We start from the raw sequence: 17,942 nt of genomic DNA on the forward strand, positions 1-17,942 counted from the left end.
GACTGGACCGAGGTGAAGCACGGTCTCGTGCTCCGAGGTCTAAACCCAGACCAGGCGACCCGGGTTCTCCGCGCCAAGGCGTCACCGCAGAGTGCGGAGGACGGTTCCGCCCAGCGACAGCCCCTCGCGCTCGAAGACCAAAAAGCGCCTGCACGCTGGCACAAGGATTTGATGCGCCAAGCTGGATCACGGGCACTCAAAGTCTTGCGAAGCGAGCGGGGACTGTCGAGGGAGACAATCGAACGCTACAACCTCGGCTGGGACGGCGACCGGATCACCATCCCCGTGCGGCAGAACGATAGGTGGGTGAATGTCCGGCGGTATAGGGCCGGAACCGCAAATAAGATGCTGAACACGCCCGGGCACGGCGTATCTGTCCTATATCCGGAGGATGTGGTGCTCGGAAACGATCTTCCGGTCCTTTTCTGTGAGGGTGAGCTGGACGCGTTGCTCGCGAATCAGGAGTCAGAGGGCCTCTTCGTCGCAGCAACAGGTACTGGCGGATCCTCGCAGCCGCCACAAAATCTCGAGCTGCTTGGTGGTCGAGACGTATTTGTCGCCTACGACGCCGACGAGGCCGGACGCTCTGGCGCACAAAAGGTCGTGGTGCGGCTGCGTGCGGCTGGCGCACGAGTGTTCATCATCGACTTGGTGCAGGAAGGGCTTTTGCCTGCTGGTCAGGTCGGAGCTGATATCTCCGACTTCTTTCTCTATCACGATGGGTCGGCGGCGGCACTGTACGGGGCGATGCGGGAGGCGCGGCAACGCAATACAGATGCGTCGGGGCAATCCGCTGGTCGTTTGGTTCTCCGGCCTGCCTCTGCAGTCTCGTCTCGCCGTCAACGGTTCTTGTGGGACAACCGCATCCCGCTCGGAGCTGTGACGCTCTTTGCGGGGCGCGGTGGCGTTGGGAAGTCGACGTTCGCGCTTTGGCTCGCGGCGCAGGTCCAGCACGGCACGCTTCCAGGCGACCTCTTGGGCCAGAGGACCTCGGTGCTGTACGTCAGTGTCGAAGACGACTGGGCGACTCAGATGAAGCCGAGACTCGCAGCCGCTGGCGCTGACATGGACCGCATCTTCGACGTTGCCATCTCCACAGGCGTGGAGGAGACCTCTGGGGAGCGCTACCCGTCGCTGCCGGATGACTTGCCGCTAGTGAAGGGGGCAATCGAGGCAACCGGAGCACGGCTCGTGATCTTCGACCCGATCACGTCCAGCATGACAGGCAACGACCACCACCGAGAAGTGGTTCGGTCTGTGCTCGATCCTCTCGCAAAGCTGGCACGGGAGATGGACGTCGTCGTGATCGGCATCATGCACTTCAACAAGGGCGGCGGAAATGCCTCCGACAAGCTGTCTGGTAGCCACGCCTACCGAGACGCGGCGCGGGCAGTGATGCTCTTTGCGAAGGATGACGATCAGCAGCAAGTGGTAATGACGCAGGACAAGGGGAACTACGCGGACTTCGGTGAGATGTCGATTGCATATCGGCTCGAAGACACGTTGGTGCCGCTCGATGACGGCGATCACGCCCACGCAGCTCGGGTCGAGTACCTGGGGGAAACGCTGACGACCGTGGATCAACTCATCAATCGAACGCCGGAGGGCAACGACGCGGTGATGTGGCTGCAGGAGTTCATGCGCGAGAACAGCGGGACTGCGCCCGCGTCCGAGGCGGAGGCGGCGGGGGAGGCAGAGGGCTACAAGAAGAGCACTCTGACCCGCGCACGCAGGAAGACGCGACCACCGGTTGAATCGCGCAAGTCGAGCCTTACGGGCGGGTGGGAGTGGTACTGGCCCGAAGGCACCACGAACACGTCAACCTTCCGTGTGGTGAATTCTTCCTGAAACCCGGGCTTGACCGCGACTTCTTCCGAGCCTGCCGAAGAAGTCATCCTGACCTCCGAAGAATTCATCTGCTCCTCGGAGAAATACGAAGAAGTCATCCACCGAGAGCGTGGCGTCTTCCTGACGCCTTCGCATCACACCGCACCTAGGAGAAGAAGACATGTCGAAGAACAACTCGGACCTCATGCACGCGGACACCCGTTGCACCGCACGCCGCCGCAACGGAGAGCCCTGCCGCAACTGGGCGATGCTCGGAACGAACGTCTGCCGTATGCACGGCGGCGCTGCCCCGCAGGTACGGCGCCGGGCGCAGCAGCGCATCCTCGAAGCGAGTGACAAGGCGGCGGCGCGACTGGTGGAACTGATGCAGGACGCCAAGGTGCCCTACGCCGTGCAGCTAGCCGCCGCCCGCGACCTGCTGGATCGCGCCCAGCTGGCCGGGAAGCAGGAGATCGAGATGGGTGTGACAGTCAGCCTGCTGGAGTCCAACATCGAGGCGGCTTTCGTGTACGACCTGGACGACGCCGACGTCACCGAGCTCCCGGACGAACCGGGTGGCGCGCCCGACTACTCCGCCGAGGAAGCCGCGGCCGACGCCGCCATGGAGGAACGCCAAGCTGCCCGCGACCGCCGCCAGCGGAAGACCGGCAACCCGGCCCCGCGCACCGCGGCCGAACGCGGTGCACAACAGCCCAAGCCGGTGCAAGCCGGGCCGCAGGTCCGCAAGGGGCGGAGGACCCGGTGAACCGGCAGTGGTCCAGGCGTCCTTTCGATCGGACTGTGTCGGCCGAACGCCTCCGACCGGGTACCCCGGTGACCCCTCGGACGCACTCGGGCCGCACGCTCGGATATTCGGACGGCGCTGGTGAAATCTCAGATGCGGAGGTTCGATTCAGGTCGAGGCGGAAGGCGCAACCGGACGTTTCCGCCGCAGACCGAGAGGACAGAACCATGACCGTGCAAGAGCTAATCGAGCTTCTGGGCGAGTACGACCCGACGAGCCAGGTGCAGTTCCAGATCGTCGCGGACCAGGAGTCGGCGGGGTTGCTCACCGACGAGGACGGCGCGCCCGTCATCGGGCTGACGCGAGAGGGCGCGGTCTGATGCACGTGATCGGTTACGTGCGCGTCAGCACGGAAGAACAGGAACGCTCCGGCCTCGGCGTCGAGGCGCAGGTCGAAGCCATCCACGCTGAGGCCAGCCGCCGCGGGTGGACGGTCGAGGTCGTCGCCGACCTCGGACGCAGCGGCAAAGCGGTGAACCCTGAGCTGCGTCGCGCACTGGACCTGCTTCGCACCGGGCAGGCAGAGGCCCTCGTCGTCGCGAAGATCGACCGGTTAGCGCGGTCGGTGCTGCACGCGAGCGAGATCTTGGTCGCGGCACAGCAGCAGCACTGGAACCTCGTGATTCTCGACCTGGCGGTGGACCTGGCGACGCCACAGGGCCGAGCGATGGCGCAGATGCTGGCGACGTTCGCAGAGCTGGAGCGCGAGATGATCTCGGTCCGCACGAAAGACGCGCTTGCAGCTCGTGCCCGCCGCGGTGAGCGCAACGGACGCCCGTCGGCAATCCCAGCCGGACTAATGCGCCGCATCGTGCTGTCGCGGGACGCCGGAGCGAGCTTCCGGTCCATCGCGGCTGAGCTCACCGACGAGAAGTACCTGACGCCCACCGGGCTGACTACCTGGAGCGAGTCTGTTGTGCGGCGCGCATACAACTCCATCGCCCGAGTCGGGGCGGCTGTCTGATGGCGCACGTAAGAGAGGTAGAGCGCAGGACCGGGCGCGCCTACGAGGTCCGTTGGCGCGATGGCGGGAAGTTCCGGCAGCGGTCGTTCACCGTCAAGCGCGAGGCTGAGCGGTTCGCCCTGACGGTGGAGAACCAGAAGGCGCACGGACAGACGACCGAGCCGCTGGCCGGGCGCAGCAAGAGCTTCGAGGAAGTCGTGCAGGCGTCGCTCGCGGCGTCCCGCGCGAAGCTGAAGCCCAGCACCTACGCCGGGTACGTGCAGCTATACGAGGCGCGCGTGCTGCCGACCTTCGGCAAGCGGCGTATCTCGACCATCACTTCGGAAGAGGTGGAGGCCTGGGTCGCTGAGCTCATCGCCACCGGCCGCGCGTCCTCCACCGTGCGCAACCACTTCATCGCGCTGAACAAGGTGTTCCGGTACGCGCTGCGGCACAGGCTGATCGCTCACAACCCGTGCGACGCCGTGGACATCCCTCGCGCCACCAACGCCGAGGGGTTCGCTCCGGTGTTCCTCACAGCGACGCAGGTGGAGCAGGTCGCCAAGGAACTGGACGAGTACGCGCCGTACGGGCTGCTGATCCGCTTCGCCGCAGGTACCGGGCTGCGCGCCGCCGAGCTGCAAGGGCTGCGTATCCGCGACCTCAACCTTGCTGCCGGGCACGTGGAGGTTCGGCAGTCCATCCGGCGCGTGAACGGCGAGTGGCAGGTCGGTACCCCCAAGAGCGCCCGCTCCACCCGGAACGTACCGCTGCTCTCGCGGTCGCTCATCGCTGACCTGCGCGAGTACCTGCTGGCGCACCCGCACAGCGGCGACCCCGATGCGCTGTTCTGGCCAGCCCGCAGCAACGGCTCTCGCCGGCTCGACTGGTCCCGGAACATCGACTGCGGGGGAGTGCGCGCCTACTACCTGGTGCCAGCAGCCCAGCGGGCGCGCGTGGTGCAGCACATGCGCTTCCACGACCTGCGTCACACGTACGCCTCGCTCATGCTCGCTGCCGGGTTCAAGCCGTACGAGGTCAGCCGCTGGATGGGGCACGCATCGGTCTCCACGACGGACACCATCTACGGACACCTGTACCCGACCGACTACGACGACCAGATTGCGCGCTTCGAGGCGTTCGTCGCCGAGCCGGCGAGACGACGCGCCGAATAGAACGCGAATAGTTGACAGCCAGAAATTTATAGGTCAGCATGGATCCATGCTCGACGATCTGATCTCGCAGCAGGACGCAGAAGCGATCCTCGCACCCCACCTGGACGCACTGCGCGGCTTCCTGGAGGGAGGTTGGGCCGATTGGCACGACATGGTTGCCAAGTCTCCGAAGCTCGCTACCTCGCGCGCCACCACGAGGGCGAACATCGTGTACGACACGATCACCGCACGAGCTGAGGAGTACTTCGATACTCAGGGGATCCCTGCCGTCCGCAAGGGTCAGATACTTACTGTCTCGTTCGACGACGGTCGGCTGATCATGCGGTTCAAGAAGTTCAGAAGCCGGAAGCTCAGCACCTCTGGAATCCCTACGCAGCAGCGGCTGGAGTTCGAGTTCCAGCAGGTCGTCCTCGACGGAACCGCTGCGACGTACGTGGTCGCGGGGTACCTGCCGGACGAGCTCGGACTCGACCTCGACGTGCTTGCGATCGCTTGCCCCTTCGACGGTCGAGTAATCTGGCAGATCGATCTCACGGGTCAGGGCCTCGCCCCTGTTCTCCCTGTGCCCGTCGACTCGCCTCAGGGGCCGCCGGTACGAAGCACGCGTCCCGCGGAGCGGGAAGAAGCCGAAGGATAAGCAACATGAATCCGCAGATGCTAACTCTTCTGCGCGAATCACGAGGGTACAGCGGCGCGCAACTCGCGAAGCTGGCGGGCATACCGCAACCAACGTTGTCCAAAGCTGAAAACGGCCTGGCCACTTTGGATGACGCGCGTTTGCAGAAGGTTGCCGATGTGCTGGACTACCCCGTGGACGCGTTTTCTTGGACAGATCCTGTGTACGGCTTTGGCAGTGCAGCTTTCTATCATCGGAAGCAGCAAAGCCTTCCGCAAACAGTTCTACGCAAAATCCAGGCGCAAGTCAATCTCACGCGTATGCGACTAGATAAGCTGTTGCGTTCGATCGAGATCGATACCCAATACAGTCTCCCCGTTCTGGCGATTGAGGATTTTGGCTCGCCTGCCGAAGTTGCTCGTGGGGTCAGGGCCAACTGGCGGATGCCCATGGGGCCAGTGCGAGATATGGCAGCAACCCTCGAATTGGCAGGCATCATTGTCGTGCGCAGCAATCTTGAATCTCCGAAGATTGCCGCCATCAGCCTCGACAACGTTGGCACGTATCCGGCGCTCATTATTCTGAATGCGGGTATGTCGGCAGATCGGGAGCGTTTCACCTTGGCCCACGAGCTTGGCCACTTGGTCATGCATTCGGTTCTGGTCACGTCGGATGAAGCCGAGCGTGAGGCAGACGAGTTCGCAGCTGAGTTCTTGATGCCGGCCGCAGAGATTCGCACGCAGCTGAAGGGCATGACGCTGGCCCGTGCCGCTCAGCTCAAGGTGGTGTGGCGGGTCGCTATGAGTGCCCTTATTCGACGCGCCCGCGATCTTGGGCTGATTGACGCAACGCGGTACAAGAGTCTGATTGTGTCGATGTCTCAAAAAGGCTGGCGGAAGGCTGAGCCGGTGGAAGTTCAGCCCGACCACCCGACGGTCGTTTCATCATTGATCGATGTTCACCTCCGGGATCATGGTTACTCTTTCCACGAGCTCGCCCAGGTCGTTGCTCTGAACCCCAGCGAGTTCGGATCCAGGTTTGAGGTTGAAGCACCTGAGTCGCGAAAATCAAGCGGCGGCCATCTGCGAGCGCTGAAGTGAGGATATAATGGCAATTCCCTTCGTTATCCCGTCCAGGACGTTCAAGAGTCGCACCGCGGCCAAGAATTTCGTTCGAGACGAGATCCTCCATGCGTACCCGCTGCGTGAACGAATTCCGGTTGGGACGCATGAGCAGATCCTCCGCGAGATTCTGGAGCTGCACTCCGACGCGGACGAGAAGATCGGTGAGGGAATCGATTACTTCTACGTCCAGGAGACCTGGCGTCTGCCGGGCAAGGAGGCGGTTGGTCGGAAGCAGCGTGCCATCATCGTGGTTCGCACTGACGGTTCGGAGCGAGATTGGAGCTATCACCACGTCATCGATAGCCCGACGGAGGCCGCGAATGTGAAGAGTGCTCTCGCCTTCGCTATCGACGATGCTCGCGTCCGGCGACGCGACGAGGACTTCGCGTCTGGTAGCGAACCTGTCTACTGCGCGCTGAGTGGCGAGCTGATCGAGCAGAAACATCAGGCTGACACGCGCCACCTCAGCCCCACCTGGGCGGAGCTGACCGAGGGGTTCGCTGCCGAGCACGGTGGTTGGGGAGCTATCAGCACGCACAGCGGTAACGGCTACGTATTCGTCGGGCGGGACGTTGAGGATGAGGAGCTCCGCAACGAGTGGCTCGCTTACTACGAGCAGCGCGCCAATCCGGTGTACGTGAAGAACGAGCAGCCCACTCGCGTGTGACTGCCCGCTGGGAGTGGCTATGGAGGGGTTCGGCCTTTGCGTCCGTTGCCCGGACGGGCCTGCTTCCCAGTAGCCACAAGGGAGGGGATGACGGGAATCGAACCCGCGTGGCCAGTTTGGAAGACTGGGGCTCTACCATTGAGCTACATCCCCGCGCCTGCGCACCAGGCGCAGCCCGACCATCGTAGCGGACGAACGAGCACCGACATGCCGACGCGCGTCATCCCGAAGCCGGACGCCGGTGCCGAGCGCACCATCCGCTGGTCGCGGGTGGTCTCGTACGTGCTGGTGGTCTTCGCCGCCGCGGTGCTGTCCCTGCGTCCCGACGTGTTCGGGGATCCGCAGTCGCAGCCCGCGCACGCACTGCTGCACGTCTGGCGGATCGTCGTCGGACTGCTGCTCGCGGTGGCTGCCCTCGGGGTCCAGGTGGCCGTCGGGATCCGGTGGCGGCGGGGTCTGCGACGCGCCGCGGAGGACGACTGAGCAACCCCCGGGAACAGCGCGCCGTCGGACCGCTAGACTCACCGGGGTCGCATGCGCCCCTCGGCGTGCGCGGCTGATCCCTGGCACGAAGCAACGGGGCGTAGCTCAGCTTGGTAGAGCGCCCGCTTTGGGAGCGGGAGGTCGCAGGTTCAAATCCTGTCGCCCCGACCAGGTCCTCCGAGCACCACCGACCACACGAACGTCAACCAACAGGAGAACATCCCTTGGCCACCAGCACCGTCGACAAGGTGAGCGACACCCGCGTCAAGCTCACCGTGAACGTGACGCCGGACGATCTCAAGCCGAGCATCGACCACGCCTACAAGCACATCGCCGAGCAGATCAACATCCCCGGCTTCCGCAAGGGCAAGGTCCCGCCGGCGATCGTCGACCAGCGCGTCGGCCGCGGCGAGGTCCTGAACCACGCCGTCGGTGACGCCATCGACAACTTCTACCGCCAGGCGGTCGAAGAGCAGGAGCTGCGCATCCTCGGCCGTGCCGAGGCCGACGTCGCCGAGCTGCCGAACGTCGCGGACTTCACCGGTGACCTCGTCCTCACCTTCGAGGTCGACGTCCGCCCCGAGTTCGACCTGCCGGACTACTCCTCGTACGAGCTCACCGTCGACGCCGTCGAGGTGTCGGACGACGAGATCGAAGAGGAGCTGCAGAACCTCCGCACCCGCTTCGGCACGCTCGTGACCGTCGACCGTCCGGTGAAGACCGGCGACTTCGCGCAGATCGACCTCACCGCCAGCATCGGCGACGACGAGGTCGACTCGGCCACCGGCGTCTCCTACGAGATCGGCTCCGGCGACCTGCTCGAGGGCATCGACGAGGCGCTCGAGTCCCTGACCGCCGGTGAGTCGACGACCTTCGAGTCGAAGCTCGTCGGTGGCGACCGCGAGGGCGAGACCGCCCAGATCGCCGTCACCGTCACCGCCGTCAAGGAGCGCGAGCTCCCCGAGGCCGACGACGAGTTCGCCCAGATCGCCAGCCAGTTCGACACCATCGACGAGCTCAAGGCTGACCTCAAGGAGCAGATCGCGAAGTCCAAGACCTTCGGTCAGGGCGCCGCGGCTCGCGACAAGCTCGTCGAGAAGCTCACCGAGGACGTCAACATCCCGATCTCGGAGCAGCTCATCGCCGACGAGGTGCACCGTCACCTCGAGCAGGAGAACCGCCTCGAGGACGAGGAGCACCGCAAGGAGGTCTCCGAGTCCAGCGAGACCGCCTTCCGCTCGCAGATCCTCCTCGACGCGATCGCCGAGAAGGAAGAGATCCAGGTCTCGCAGGAGGAACTGACCCAGTACCTCATCCAGGCCGCCGCGCAGTACGGCATGGAGCCGGCCGAGTTCATCAAGGTCATCGACCAGAACGGCCAGATCCCCGGCATGGTCGGCGAGGTCGCCCGCTCGAAGGCGGTCGCGACAGTCCTGTCCAAGGTGACCGTCAAGGACACCAACGGCGACGCCGTCGACCTGTCCGCCTTCACGGCGGGCGTCGCGCAGGAGCCGGCAGGGGACGCCGAGTAACGATCTCGACGCCACCAGTACGACAGACGGGAGGCGCGGTGCCAGCTGGCACCGCGCCTCCCGTCCGTATTTCCGCACCACCGCATTGCTGTCGGCGAACAGACGAGAACTGGTGCGTTGCACCCGATAAGTTCGACAACAAGCGACAACTGAACGGGAGCTTTTCCATGGCCGAAGCAACACTGAACCCCAGTGTTTTTGACCGCCTTCTGAGAGACCGGATCGTGTGGCTCGGCTCCGAGGTCCGCGACGACAACTCGAACGAGATCGCAGCCAAGCTGCTGCTGCTCGCCGCCGAGGACCCTGAGAAGGACATCTACCTCTACATCAACTCGCCCGGTGGTTCGATCACCGCCGGCATGGCGATCTACGACACGATGCAGTTCGTCCCGAACGACATCGTCACCGTGGGCATCGGCCTCGCCGCGTCGATGGGACAGTTCCTCCTGTCCTCCGGCACGCCCGGCAAGCGCTACATCACGCCGAACGCGCGCGTGCTGCTCCACCAGCCGTCCGGTGGCTTCGGCGGCACCGCTGCCGACATCCAGACGCAGGCCAAGGTCATCCTCGACATGAAGCAGCGCATGGCGGAGCTCACGGCCGAGCAGACCGGCAAGTCGGTCGAGCAGGTCCTCAAGGACAACGACCGCGACAACTGGTTCACGGCGCAGGAAGCGCTCGAGTACGGCTTCGTCGACCACCTCCGCGCCTCGAGTGCCGAGGTCATCGGCGGTGGTGGCACCGTCGGCGACGGCGAGACGCCCACCAGCGCAGCCGAGCCCGACGCCCAGTCCTGATCACCACCGAAGAAAAGGAAACGAGAATGCATCTCCCCATGCTCGGTGGCGCGCAGAACGTCCCGGCTCCGTCCAATCGGTACATCCTGCCGAGCTTCGAAGAGCGCACGGCCTACGGCTACAAGCGCCAGGACCCGTACGCCAAGCTGTTCGAGGACCGCATCGTGTTCCTCGGCGTGCAGGTCGACGACGCGTCAGCTGACGACGTCATGGCCCAGCTGCTCGTGCTCGAGTCGATGGACCCCGACCGCGACATCGTGATGTACATCAACTCGCCCGGTGGCTCGTTCACCGCGATGACGGCGATCTACGACACGATGCAGTACATCCGTCCGCAGATCCAGACGGTCTGCCTCGGTCAGGCTGCCTCGGCCGCGTCGGTGCTCCTTGCCGGTGGCACCCCCGGCAAGCGTCTCGCGCTGCCGAACGCCCGCGTGCTGATCCACCAGCCCGCGACCCAGCAGGGTGGCGGTCAGGCGTCCGACATCGAGATCCAGGCGGCGGAGATCCTCCGCATGCGCACCTGGCTCGAGGAGACGCTGTCGAAGCACTCCAACAAGACGCCGGAGGAGATCAACCACGACATCGAGCGCGACAAGATCATGTCCGCGCAGGAAGCCGTGGAGTACGGCCTGATCGACCAGGTCCTCACCAGCCGCAAGAACCTGCCGGCGCTCGTCAAGTAGCACCAGCAGGAACGACGAAGGCCCCGCACCGAACGGTGCGGGGCCTTCGTCGTTGCGCGGTGGTCAGTCCTCGGTGTCGTCGGACTCCGGGGCCGGCTTGCGGCGCAGGAGCAGCAGTACCGCGACGACCACCCCGACCAGCACGACGCCACCGGCGCCGATCCAGATCGCGTCGGACGCCGCCGAGTCGCTCGATCCCGAGGCGGTGCCGGTGGTGGTGTCCGAGCCGGCGTCGTCGTCACCGGCGGTGGCGCAGGTCGGGGGCTTCGCCGCGCCGGAGGCCGGGGTGAAGCCCGACGGCGCCTTCCACGTGAAGGGGTACTCGTCGGACACGGTGTGCCCGTCGGCGGAGACGATCTGCCACTCGACTGTGTACTTGCCGGAGTCGCCGAGTGCGGCGGCCGTGGTCATCGACGGCCCCTCGACGTCGACGCAGCCGTCCTCGTAGTACCTGCCGTCGGGGCCGACGATGCGGAACGCGAACCCGGAGCCAGAGTCGCCGATGTCGAGCAGCTTGTCGTTCGTCGTGATGTCGAACGTCTCCGGCAGCTCGGTCAGGGTGCCGCCGACCTCCGGGTCGGACGAGATCAGGTAGTTGTGCGCGCTGGCCGGACCGGCGAGCCCGAGGACTGCGCCACCGGCGATCGCGACGGCCGCGGCGGTCCCGGCCACGAGCCTCCAGGCAGAGGACCGAGGCCGGGACCGACGCGAGCCGCGCTGCGTCACTTGGCGGAGCTCCGACGACGCGTGCCGGCGACGGCGACGACCAGGGCGACGGCGCCGAGCACCAGGCCCCCGAGGCCGAGGAAGCGACCGACCAGGTCGGGGTCGCTCGAGGCGGTCGAGCCGGCGGCCTCGGCCGTCGGGGTCGCGGCGATCGGGTCACCGTCGTCGTTCGTCGCCTCGGCGGCGGTCAGCGTGATCGAGGGTGCCGGGTGCTCGGGCTCGGCTTCGCCGGCCTTCTGCTCCTGGTTCCACTCGACGCTGCCCTTCTCGCAGGTCTGGATCGCGGGGAACTCGACCAGGTCGCCGGCCTTGCCGTCCGGCAGCGAGAACGAGAGCGCGAAGGTGTCGCGCTCGTCGGCGGGCAGGGGGGTCTTCGCGGTGTACGTGACGCTGGTGACGCGCTCGGCGGCCGTCTCGGCGTGGTCCTCGTCGGATGCCGACGCCGACGGGTCGGTGTAGGGCTCGGTCGCCTTCGTGATCGTCCAGTTCGGGTTCACGGTGGGCGTGACCTCGATGACGGACTCCGGCACCTGGAACTGGATCTTCGTCGTGGGGGAGCCGTCGCAGCCGTGCGGGACCGAGAAGGTCGCCGTGGTGTACGAGTTCGCTGCGGTCGACGTGGCCGTGGCGGACACGTGCGCGCTGGCCGCCGTGGCGCTGCCGAGGACGATGACGGCTGCGACACCGAGGGTGACGGCGCCGCCGGCGGCGAGACGCTTCTGCATGGGGTTCCTTCCGGGGTGGTTCTGCACCTGCTGTTCTACAAGATGTAGAGAAGTCCGGATCACCGTAGCAGGCTCGCACGCCCTGGGCGAACGCGCGGGCGGATTCCGGAGGGGCATCACGGTCGGTGTCACCGGTTGCGGTTAGGCTCGTGTCCACGACGAGGTGCCCACCAGCAGCGGTGCACCAGCGGTGGTGCGACAGCGCGGCCGGCATGTCCAATCAGGGAGGCACGGGAATGGCACGCATCGGAGAGAGCGGCGATCTCCTCAAGTGCTCGTTCTGCGGCAAGAGCCAGAAGCAGGTCCAGCAGCTCATCGCCGGACCGGGCGTCTACATCTGCGACGAGTGCGTCGAGCTCTGCAACGAGATCATCGAGGAACGTCTGGCCGAAGCCGGCGAGGACACCTCGAGCGGGGACTTCGAACTGCCCAAGCCGCGGGAGATCTTCGACTTCCTGCAGGAGTACGTCATCGGGCAGGACCCGGCGAAGCGCGCCCTCGCCGTGGCCGTCTACAATCACTACAAGCGCATCCGTGCGCAGGGGCAGATTACCGCCGCCGAAGACCGCGACGACATCGAGATCGCCAAGTCGAACATCCTGCTCATCGGCCCGACCGGTTGCGGCAAGACGTACCTGGCGCAGACCCTGGCCAAGCGCCTCAACGTGCCGTTCGCCGTCGCGGACGCCACCGCCCTGACCGAGGCCGGCTACGTCGGCGAGGACGTCGAGAACATCCTCCTCAAGCTCATCCAGGCCGCCGACTACGACGTGAAGCGCGCCGAGACCGGCATCATCTACATCGACGAGGTCGACAAGATCGCCCGCAAGGCCGAGAACCCGTCGATCACCCGCGACGTCTCGGGTGAAGGCGTGCAGCAGGCGCTGCTCAAGATCCTCGAGGGCACGGTCGCCTCAGTCCCGCCGCAGGGCGGCCGCAAGCACCCGCACCAGGAGTTCATCCAGATCGACACGACGAACGTGCTGTTCATCGTGGCGGGCGCGTTCGCCGGGCTCGAGGACATCGTGTCCTCGCGCGTCGGCAAGCGCGGGATCGGCTTCGGGGCGCCCTTGCACAGCGCGACCGACCACCAGGACCTGTACTCCGAGGTGCTGCCGGAAGACCTGCACAAGTTCGGTCTGATCCCCGAGTTCATCGGTCGTCTGCCCGTCGTCACCACGGTGTCGCAGCTCGACCAGGCGGCGCTCATGCAGATCCTGACCGAGCCGAAGAACGCGCTGGTGAAGCAGTACCAGCGGATGTTCCAGATCGACGGCGTCGAGCTCGAGTTCGACCAGGGTGCGCTCGAGGCCATCGCGGACCTCGCGGTGCTGCGCCAGACGGGTGCCCGCGGGCTCCGGGCGATCCTCGAAGAGGTCCTCGGCCCGGTGATGTTCGACGTCCCGTCCGACGACGACGTCGCCCGCGTGGTGATCACCCGCGAGTCCGTGCTCGAGAACGCGGCGCCGACGATCGTGCCGCGGCCCCGGGCCAAGCGCGTCGAGAAGTCGGCGTAGCCCTCCGGAACCAGCGAACGGACACAGCACCACGGGATTCCGTGGTGCTGTGTCCCTTTCGTGGTGCGGTGCGACGGCGTGCGGCTACTCGAGCCCGCGGCGCCGCAGCAGCGGGCCGACCTCAGCGTCGCGGCCGCGGAAGTCCCGGTACGCCTCGAGCGGATCCTTCGCCCCGCCGACCCCGAGCAGGCGTTCCGCGAAGCGTCGACCAGCTGCACGGTCCAGCCCGCCGTTGTCGCGGAACCACTCCACGGTGTCGGCGTCGAGCACCTCGGACCAGATGTACCCGTAGTACCCGGCGTCGTACCCGCCCGAGAACGTGTGCGCGAAGTACGTCGACGAGTAGCGCGGCGGCACGGCCTCGACGGCGATGCCGGCCGACTCCAACGCCGAACGCTCGAAGTCCTCGACGGACGTCACCGCTGCGGCGTCGGCAGCCGAGAGCCGGTGCCACGCCTGGTCGAGCAGTGCGGCGGCGAGGTACTCGGTCGTGCCGAAGCCCTCGTTGAACCCCTCGGACTCGCTGAGCCCCAGGACGAGCTCGGGCGGCAGGGGTGCTCCGGTCTCGTGGTGCTTCGCGTAGTTCGCCAGCACGGACGGCCACGACAGCCACATCTCGTTCACCTGGCTCGGGAACTCGACGAAGTCCCGCTCGACGTTCGTGCCGGAGAACCGCGGGTAGGTGGTGCGGGCGATGAGGCCGTGCAGGGCGTGGCCGAACTCGTGGAAGAGCGTCTCGACCTCGTCCTGGATGAGCAGGGTGGGGGAGCCGGCGGACGGTTTCGCGACGTTGAGGTTGTTGACCACGACGGGCAGGGTGCCGAGCAGCTCGGACTGCTCGACGACCGGGTTCATCCACGCGCCGCCGCGCTTGCCGTCACGCGTGTAGAGGTCGAGCAGGTACAGCCCGACGGGTTCGTCGTCGTCGCCGGTGACCTCGAAGACCCGAACCTCGTCGTTGTAGCCGTGCAGGTCCGGGCGCTCGGTGAAGGTCAGACCGTACAGGGCGCCGGCGGCGTGGAAGACCCCGTCGAGCAGGACCCGGTCGGCCTCGAAGTACGGGCGGAGCGCGGTGCTGTCCGCCGCGAACTGCTCGCCTCGGAGGATCTCGGTGGCGTACGCCCAGTCCCACGACTCGATGTCGAACCCGACCGTGCGCGACCGGACCGCGCGCTCGTCGTCGGCGTTCCGTGCCGCAGCGCCGACGAGCGAGGACAGCAGCCCGTCGACGGCCTCGGGGGTCTTCGCCGTCTCGTCGGCGGTGACCACGGCGGCGTGGTTCGGGAACCCGAGCAGCTCGGCGCGCTCGGCGCGGAGCCGGACGATGCGCAGGAGCACCTCGCGGTTGTCGTACTCGTTGCCGCGACGACCGCGGGCGAGCGAGGCGCGCATGATCCGCTCGCGCAGGTCGCGGTTCGCCAGCGAGGACAGCCACGGGTGTCCGGTGTAGAGCGGCAGCGTGATGAGCCAGCCGTCCAGGCCCCGGTCGGCAGCAGCGGCGGCCGCGGCGGACTTCGCCCCGTCGTCGAGCCCCTCGAGCTCGTCCTCGTTCGTCACGTGCACGGCGGAGTCGTTGGTGTCCTCGAGCAGGTTCCGCTCGAAGGTCGTCGTGAGGGTCGAGAGCTCCTGGTTGATCGCGGTCAGACGCTCCTTGCCCGCGTCGTCGAGTCCTGCCCCCGCCAGGGTCATCTCGGCGTGGGTCCGCTCGACCAGGCGCAGCGCCTCACCGGTCAGCCCGGCGGCCTCGGCACCGTCGAGCACCTCCTGCACGCGGGCGTACAGGCGGGAGTCGAGCGTGATCGCGTCGCGGTGGGCGGCGAGGAGCGGGGAGACCTCGGCCTCGAGGTCGTGCAGCTCCGGGGTCGAGTCGGCCGACGACAGCGTGAAGAACACGTGGCTGACGCGGGTCAGCAGCTGCCCGGATCGCTCGAGTGCGACCAGGGTGTTCTCGACCGTCGGGGCGTGCGGGTCGGTGGCGATGGCCTCGACCTCGGCGCGCTGCTCGGCCATGCCGGCCTCGAACGCCGGTCTGTAGTGCTCGAGTCGCACGTCGCCGAAGGGCGGCAGGGCGTAGGGGAGGGTGCTCGGGACGTCGAACGGGGTTGCCATCTGCCCACCCTATGCACGGGTGCTGGAGTCCGTTCCTTCCCATGACACCCGGACTGGGAAGCGGAATGGGGCGTACCTGGTCGAAAGAACGGACCCGGTACGCCCGGAACGACCAGGTACGCCCGGAACGGCCCGGCAGGCGCACCCGCGCCCGGCGCGACCAACAGGCGGACTGGAGGCCCGTGGCGGCGCCGCCACGGGCCTCCCGACCGCCCCGCGTCGCGTGTCAGCGCATCGCGGCGTCGATCAGGGTCACCGCGGCACGGCGCGCGTGCGCGGCCGGCGCCGTGGTGCCCGCGATGGCCGCGGTGGTCTGCGCGCCCTCGGCGAGCAGTGCGAGCTGTGCGGCGAGTTCCTCGGCGTGCTCGGGGTCGGCGACGACCTCGGCGGTGAGCCGCTGCACGAACTGCTGGAACGAGTCCTTGTGCTCACGCGCGATCTCGGCGACCGCGGGCGAGGTTGCGCCGAGCTCGCCGAACGCGTTGATGAACCCGCAGCCGCGGAACGTGTCGTCGCCGAACCACGACTCGAGGAAGTCGTAGACCGCCAGCAGCTTGTCGCGCGGGCTGGTCGCAGCCTCGACCGCGCCGTGCACACCCTGCTCCCACATGTCGTGGCGGCCGGCGAGCACCGCGGCGATGAGCTGCTCCTTGCCGGGGAACGCCGCGTACAGCTTCTTGAGGGAGACCCCGGCGCCCGTGCGGATCTCGTCCATCCCCACGGACTGGATCCCGCGCGTGTAGAACAGCTGGTCCGCAACCTCGACGATGTGTGCTCGGACGTCCGGCTCGACGGTGCTGGTGGCCATGTGTGTACCCCGTTCCCTGAGTGTTCACCGTTCTCGAGTTGCGCTGGGAACGGGCGTTCTCTACTGTAGTCGACATCGGCGGAGAACGATCGTTCTCCGCGATACTCAGGGAAGGAACGATCATGGGTGCCATCACCGTCGGAACCGAGAACAGCGTCGACATCGAACTCCACTACGAGGACAAGGGCCAGGGGCAGCCGATCGTGCTGATCCACGGCTTCCCCCTCGACGGCAACTCGTGGGAGGGGCAGGTCCCGATGCTCCTCGAGGCCGGCTACCGCGTCATCACGTACGACCGCCGCGGCTTCGGCCAGTCCTCGCAGCCGTCCACCGGCTACGACTACGACACCTTCGCCGACGACCTGCACACGGTCCTCGAGACCCTCGACCTGCGCGACGTGATCCTCGTCGGCTTCTCGATGGGCACCGGCGAGATCGCCCGCTACATCGGCCGCCACGGTGAGGACCGGATCGCGAAGGTCGCGTTCCTCGCCTCGCTCGAGCCGTTCCTCGCCATCACCGACGACAACCCCGACGGCGCCGGCCCGATGTCGTTCTTCGAGGGCATCGCCGCCGACGTGGCGAAGGACCGTTACGCGTACTTCACGAACTTCTACCAGGACTTCTTCAACCTGTCGGAGAACCTCGGCACCCGCATCTCCGAGGAGCAGGTCCGCAACGCCTGGAACATCGCGGCCGGCTCCGGCTCGATCGCGTCCGCCGCAGCACCCCTGACCTGGCCGACCGACTTCCGCCAGGACATCCCGAAGGTCACCGTCCCCGCCCTGATCGTGCACGGCACGTCGGACAACATCCTCCCGATCGACGCCACCGGCCGACGCTTCACCGAGGCGCTGCCTGCGGCGGAGTACGTCGAGATCGAGGGCGCCCCGCACGGCCTGCTCACCACGCACACCGCCGAGGTGAACGAGGTCCTGCGCACCTGGCTCGCCGAGTCCTGATCCCTCGGCGATCACGCGGGCGCTCCCCGGCGGGGGCGCCCGCATCGTGAGCACAAATGGTCGGGTTCCCACCGGGGACCCGACCATTTCTGCACTCCAAGCGCGCCGCGCAGCGAGCAGCGCGCAGCGCGCCCCCGCGCAGCGCGCTAGTCCTCTTCGCCCGCGTCGTCGGGGTTCGTCACCTGGGCGTGCCCGAGCGCGTCGAGGTGGATCGAGGTGCCGTCGTCGAGCTCGACGATCGGCTTGCCCTCGAGGAACGTCAGGGTCCAGCCCCACGTCGCCGTGTCGACGGACTCCGCCGCGAGCTCGTCCTCGACCCCGCGCACGGCGACGACCATCGTCTCGGGCAGTCGCGCAGGCGGCTCCCCACCCACGTTCCAGCGTGTGCCCAACTGCATCCGTGCCTCCAGTCCGGTGGTTGACGGGCCGGGTCACCAAGG

19 protein-coding genes and 2 tRNA genes are annotated in these 17,942 nt (G+C 66.9%); 15 read left to right on the plus strand and 6 right to left on the minus strand.

Features of this window, described 5'->3' with window-relative positions:
• Nucleotides 1-12 precede the first annotated feature (12 nt).
• From DEJ20_RS05505 to DEJ20_RS05540, 8 genes are all read left to right on the plus strand, one after another.
• Complete coding sequence (locus DEJ20_RS05505) at nt 13-1,848, plus strand: AAA family ATPase (RefSeq protein ID WP_284183380.1); 1,836 nt, start codon at nt 13-15, stop codon at nt 1,846-1,848.
• Nucleotides 1,849-2,008: 160 nt separating this feature from the next.
• Entirely contained in the window at nt 2,009-2,593 is a 585-nt protein-coding gene (locus DEJ20_RS05510) for an HGGxSTG domain-containing protein (RefSeq protein ID WP_111235312.1), read from the plus strand.
• A gap of 206 nt (nt 2,594-2,799) precedes the next feature.
• Entirely contained in the window at nt 2,800-2,952 is a 153-nt protein-coding gene (locus DEJ20_RS05515; RefSeq protein WP_181422708.1) for a hypothetical protein, read from the plus strand.
• A complete protein-coding gene (locus tag DEJ20_RS05520) occupies nt 2,952-3,596 on the plus strand; it encodes a recombinase family protein (RefSeq protein WP_111235311.1) in 645 nt (214 codons plus the stop codon). Before DEJ20_RS05515 ends, DEJ20_RS05520 begins: the two co-directional genes overlap by 1 nt.
• Complete coding sequence (locus tag DEJ20_RS05525) at nt 3,596-4,750, plus strand: tyrosine-type recombinase/integrase (RefSeq protein WP_111235310.1); 1,155 nt, start codon at nt 3,596-3,598, stop codon at nt 4,748-4,750. Before DEJ20_RS05520 ends, DEJ20_RS05525 begins: the two co-directional genes overlap by 1 nt.
• Before the next feature lie 46 nt (nt 4,751-4,796).
• The gene (locus tag DEJ20_RS05530) at nt 4,797-5,387 is read left to right on the plus strand and encodes a hypothetical protein (RefSeq protein WP_111235309.1); all 591 of its coding nucleotides are present in this window, start codon (nt 4,797-4,799) and stop codon (nt 5,385-5,387) included.
• A 5-nt stretch (nt 5,388-5,392) separates the two neighbouring features.
• Complete coding sequence (locus tag DEJ20_RS05535) at nt 5,393-6,466, plus strand: XRE family transcriptional regulator (RefSeq protein ID WP_111235308.1); 1,074 nt, start codon at nt 5,393-5,395, stop codon at nt 6,464-6,466.
• A gap of 7 nt (nt 6,467-6,473) precedes the next feature.
• Complete coding sequence (locus tag DEJ20_RS05540; protein WP_111235307.1) at nt 6,474-7,157, plus strand: DCL family protein; 684 nt, start codon at nt 6,474-6,476, stop codon at nt 7,155-7,157.
• 82 nt (nt 7,158-7,239) lie between these two features.
• Here DEJ20_RS05540 and DEJ20_RS05545 read toward each other — a convergent pair.
• A tRNA-Gly gene (locus DEJ20_RS05545) sits at nt 7,240-7,310 on the minus strand.
• Nucleotides 7,311-7,364: 54 nt separating this feature from the next.
• On the opposite strand from DEJ20_RS05545, the gene DEJ20_RS05550 reads away from it, so the two are divergent.
• The 5 genes from DEJ20_RS05550 to DEJ20_RS05570 all read left to right on the plus strand — a co-directional run bounded on the left by DEJ20_RS05550 (nt 7,365) and on the right by DEJ20_RS05570 (nt 10,655).
• Nucleotides 7,365-7,640 (plus strand): hypothetical protein, encoded by a 276-nt coding sequence (locus DEJ20_RS05550; RefSeq protein WP_111235306.1) that lies wholly within the window; start codon nt 7,365-7,367, stop codon nt 7,638-7,640.
• Nucleotides 7,641-7,734: 94 nt separating this feature from the next.
• Nucleotides 7,735-7,811, plus strand: a tRNA-Pro gene (locus DEJ20_RS05555).
• Nucleotides 7,812-7,864: 53 nt separating this feature from the next.
• A complete protein-coding gene (gene tig / locus DEJ20_RS05560; protein ID WP_111235305.1) occupies nt 7,865-9,172 on the plus strand; it encodes a trigger factor in 1,308 nt (435 codons plus the stop codon).
• 167 nt (nt 9,173-9,339) lie between these two features.
• Complete coding sequence (locus DEJ20_RS05565) at nt 9,340-9,969, plus strand: ATP-dependent Clp protease proteolytic subunit (RefSeq protein WP_071405541.1); 630 nt, start codon at nt 9,340-9,342, stop codon at nt 9,967-9,969.
• 26 nt (nt 9,970-9,995) lie between these two features.
• Nucleotides 9,996-10,655, plus strand: a complete 660-nt coding sequence (locus DEJ20_RS05570) for an ATP-dependent Clp protease proteolytic subunit (RefSeq protein ID WP_027464696.1) — start codon at nt 9,996-9,998, stop codon at nt 10,653-10,655.
• Nucleotides 10,656-10,718: 63 nt separating this feature from the next.
• Here DEJ20_RS05570 and DEJ20_RS05575 read toward each other — a convergent pair whose 3' ends face one another.
• Both DEJ20_RS05575 and DEJ20_RS05580 read right to left on the minus strand, forming a co-directional pair.
• A complete protein-coding gene (locus DEJ20_RS05575; protein WP_181431543.1) occupies nt 10,719-11,327 on the minus strand; it encodes a copper resistance CopC family protein in 609 nt (202 codons plus the stop codon).
• 50 nt (nt 11,328-11,377) lie between these two features.
• Nucleotides 11,378-12,106, minus strand: a complete 729-nt coding sequence (locus DEJ20_RS05580; protein ID WP_181431542.1) for a YcnI family copper-binding membrane protein — start codon at nt 12,104-12,106, stop codon at nt 11,378-11,380.
• Nucleotides 12,107-12,342: 236 nt separating this feature from the next.
• Between DEJ20_RS05580 and clpX the strand changes: the two genes are divergently transcribed.
• On the plus strand, nt 12,343-13,623 hold the full coding sequence (gene clpX, locus DEJ20_RS05585) for an ATP-dependent Clp protease ATP-binding subunit ClpX (protein WP_017886000.1): 1,281 nt from the start codon (nt 12,343-12,345) through the stop codon (nt 13,621-13,623).
• A gap of 84 nt (nt 13,624-13,707) precedes the next feature.
• On the opposite strand, the gene DEJ20_RS05590 is transcribed toward clpX, so the two are convergent.
• Nucleotides 13,708-15,732, minus strand: a complete 2,025-nt coding sequence (locus tag DEJ20_RS05590; RefSeq protein ID WP_111235302.1) for a M3 family metallopeptidase — start codon at nt 15,730-15,732, stop codon at nt 13,708-13,710.
• Nucleotides 15,733-15,958: 226 nt separating this feature from the next.
• Complete coding sequence (locus DEJ20_RS05595) at nt 15,959-16,540, minus strand: TetR/AcrR family transcriptional regulator (protein ID WP_071245042.1); 582 nt, start codon at nt 16,538-16,540, stop codon at nt 15,959-15,961.
• Between the two features lie 122 nt (nt 16,541-16,662).
• On the opposite strand from DEJ20_RS05595, the gene DEJ20_RS05600 reads away from it, so the two are divergent.
• On the plus strand, nt 16,663-17,502 hold the full coding sequence (locus DEJ20_RS05600; RefSeq protein WP_111235301.1) for an alpha/beta fold hydrolase: 840 nt from the start codon (nt 16,663-16,665) through the stop codon (nt 17,500-17,502).
• 146 nt (nt 17,503-17,648) lie between these two features.
• Here the strand turns inward: DEJ20_RS05600 and DEJ20_RS05605 are convergent, their stop codons facing one another.
• A complete protein-coding gene (locus DEJ20_RS05605; protein ID WP_027464702.1) occupies nt 17,649-17,900 on the minus strand; it encodes a hypothetical protein in 252 nt (83 codons plus the stop codon).
• Nucleotides 17,901-17,942 lie beyond the last annotated feature (42 nt).

The sequence above is a fragment of the Curtobacterium sp. MCSS17_005 genome, from assembly GCF_003234225.2.
Classification (GTDB): Bacteria; Actinomycetota; Actinomycetes; order Actinomycetales; family Microbacteriaceae; genus Curtobacterium; species Curtobacterium flaccumfaciens.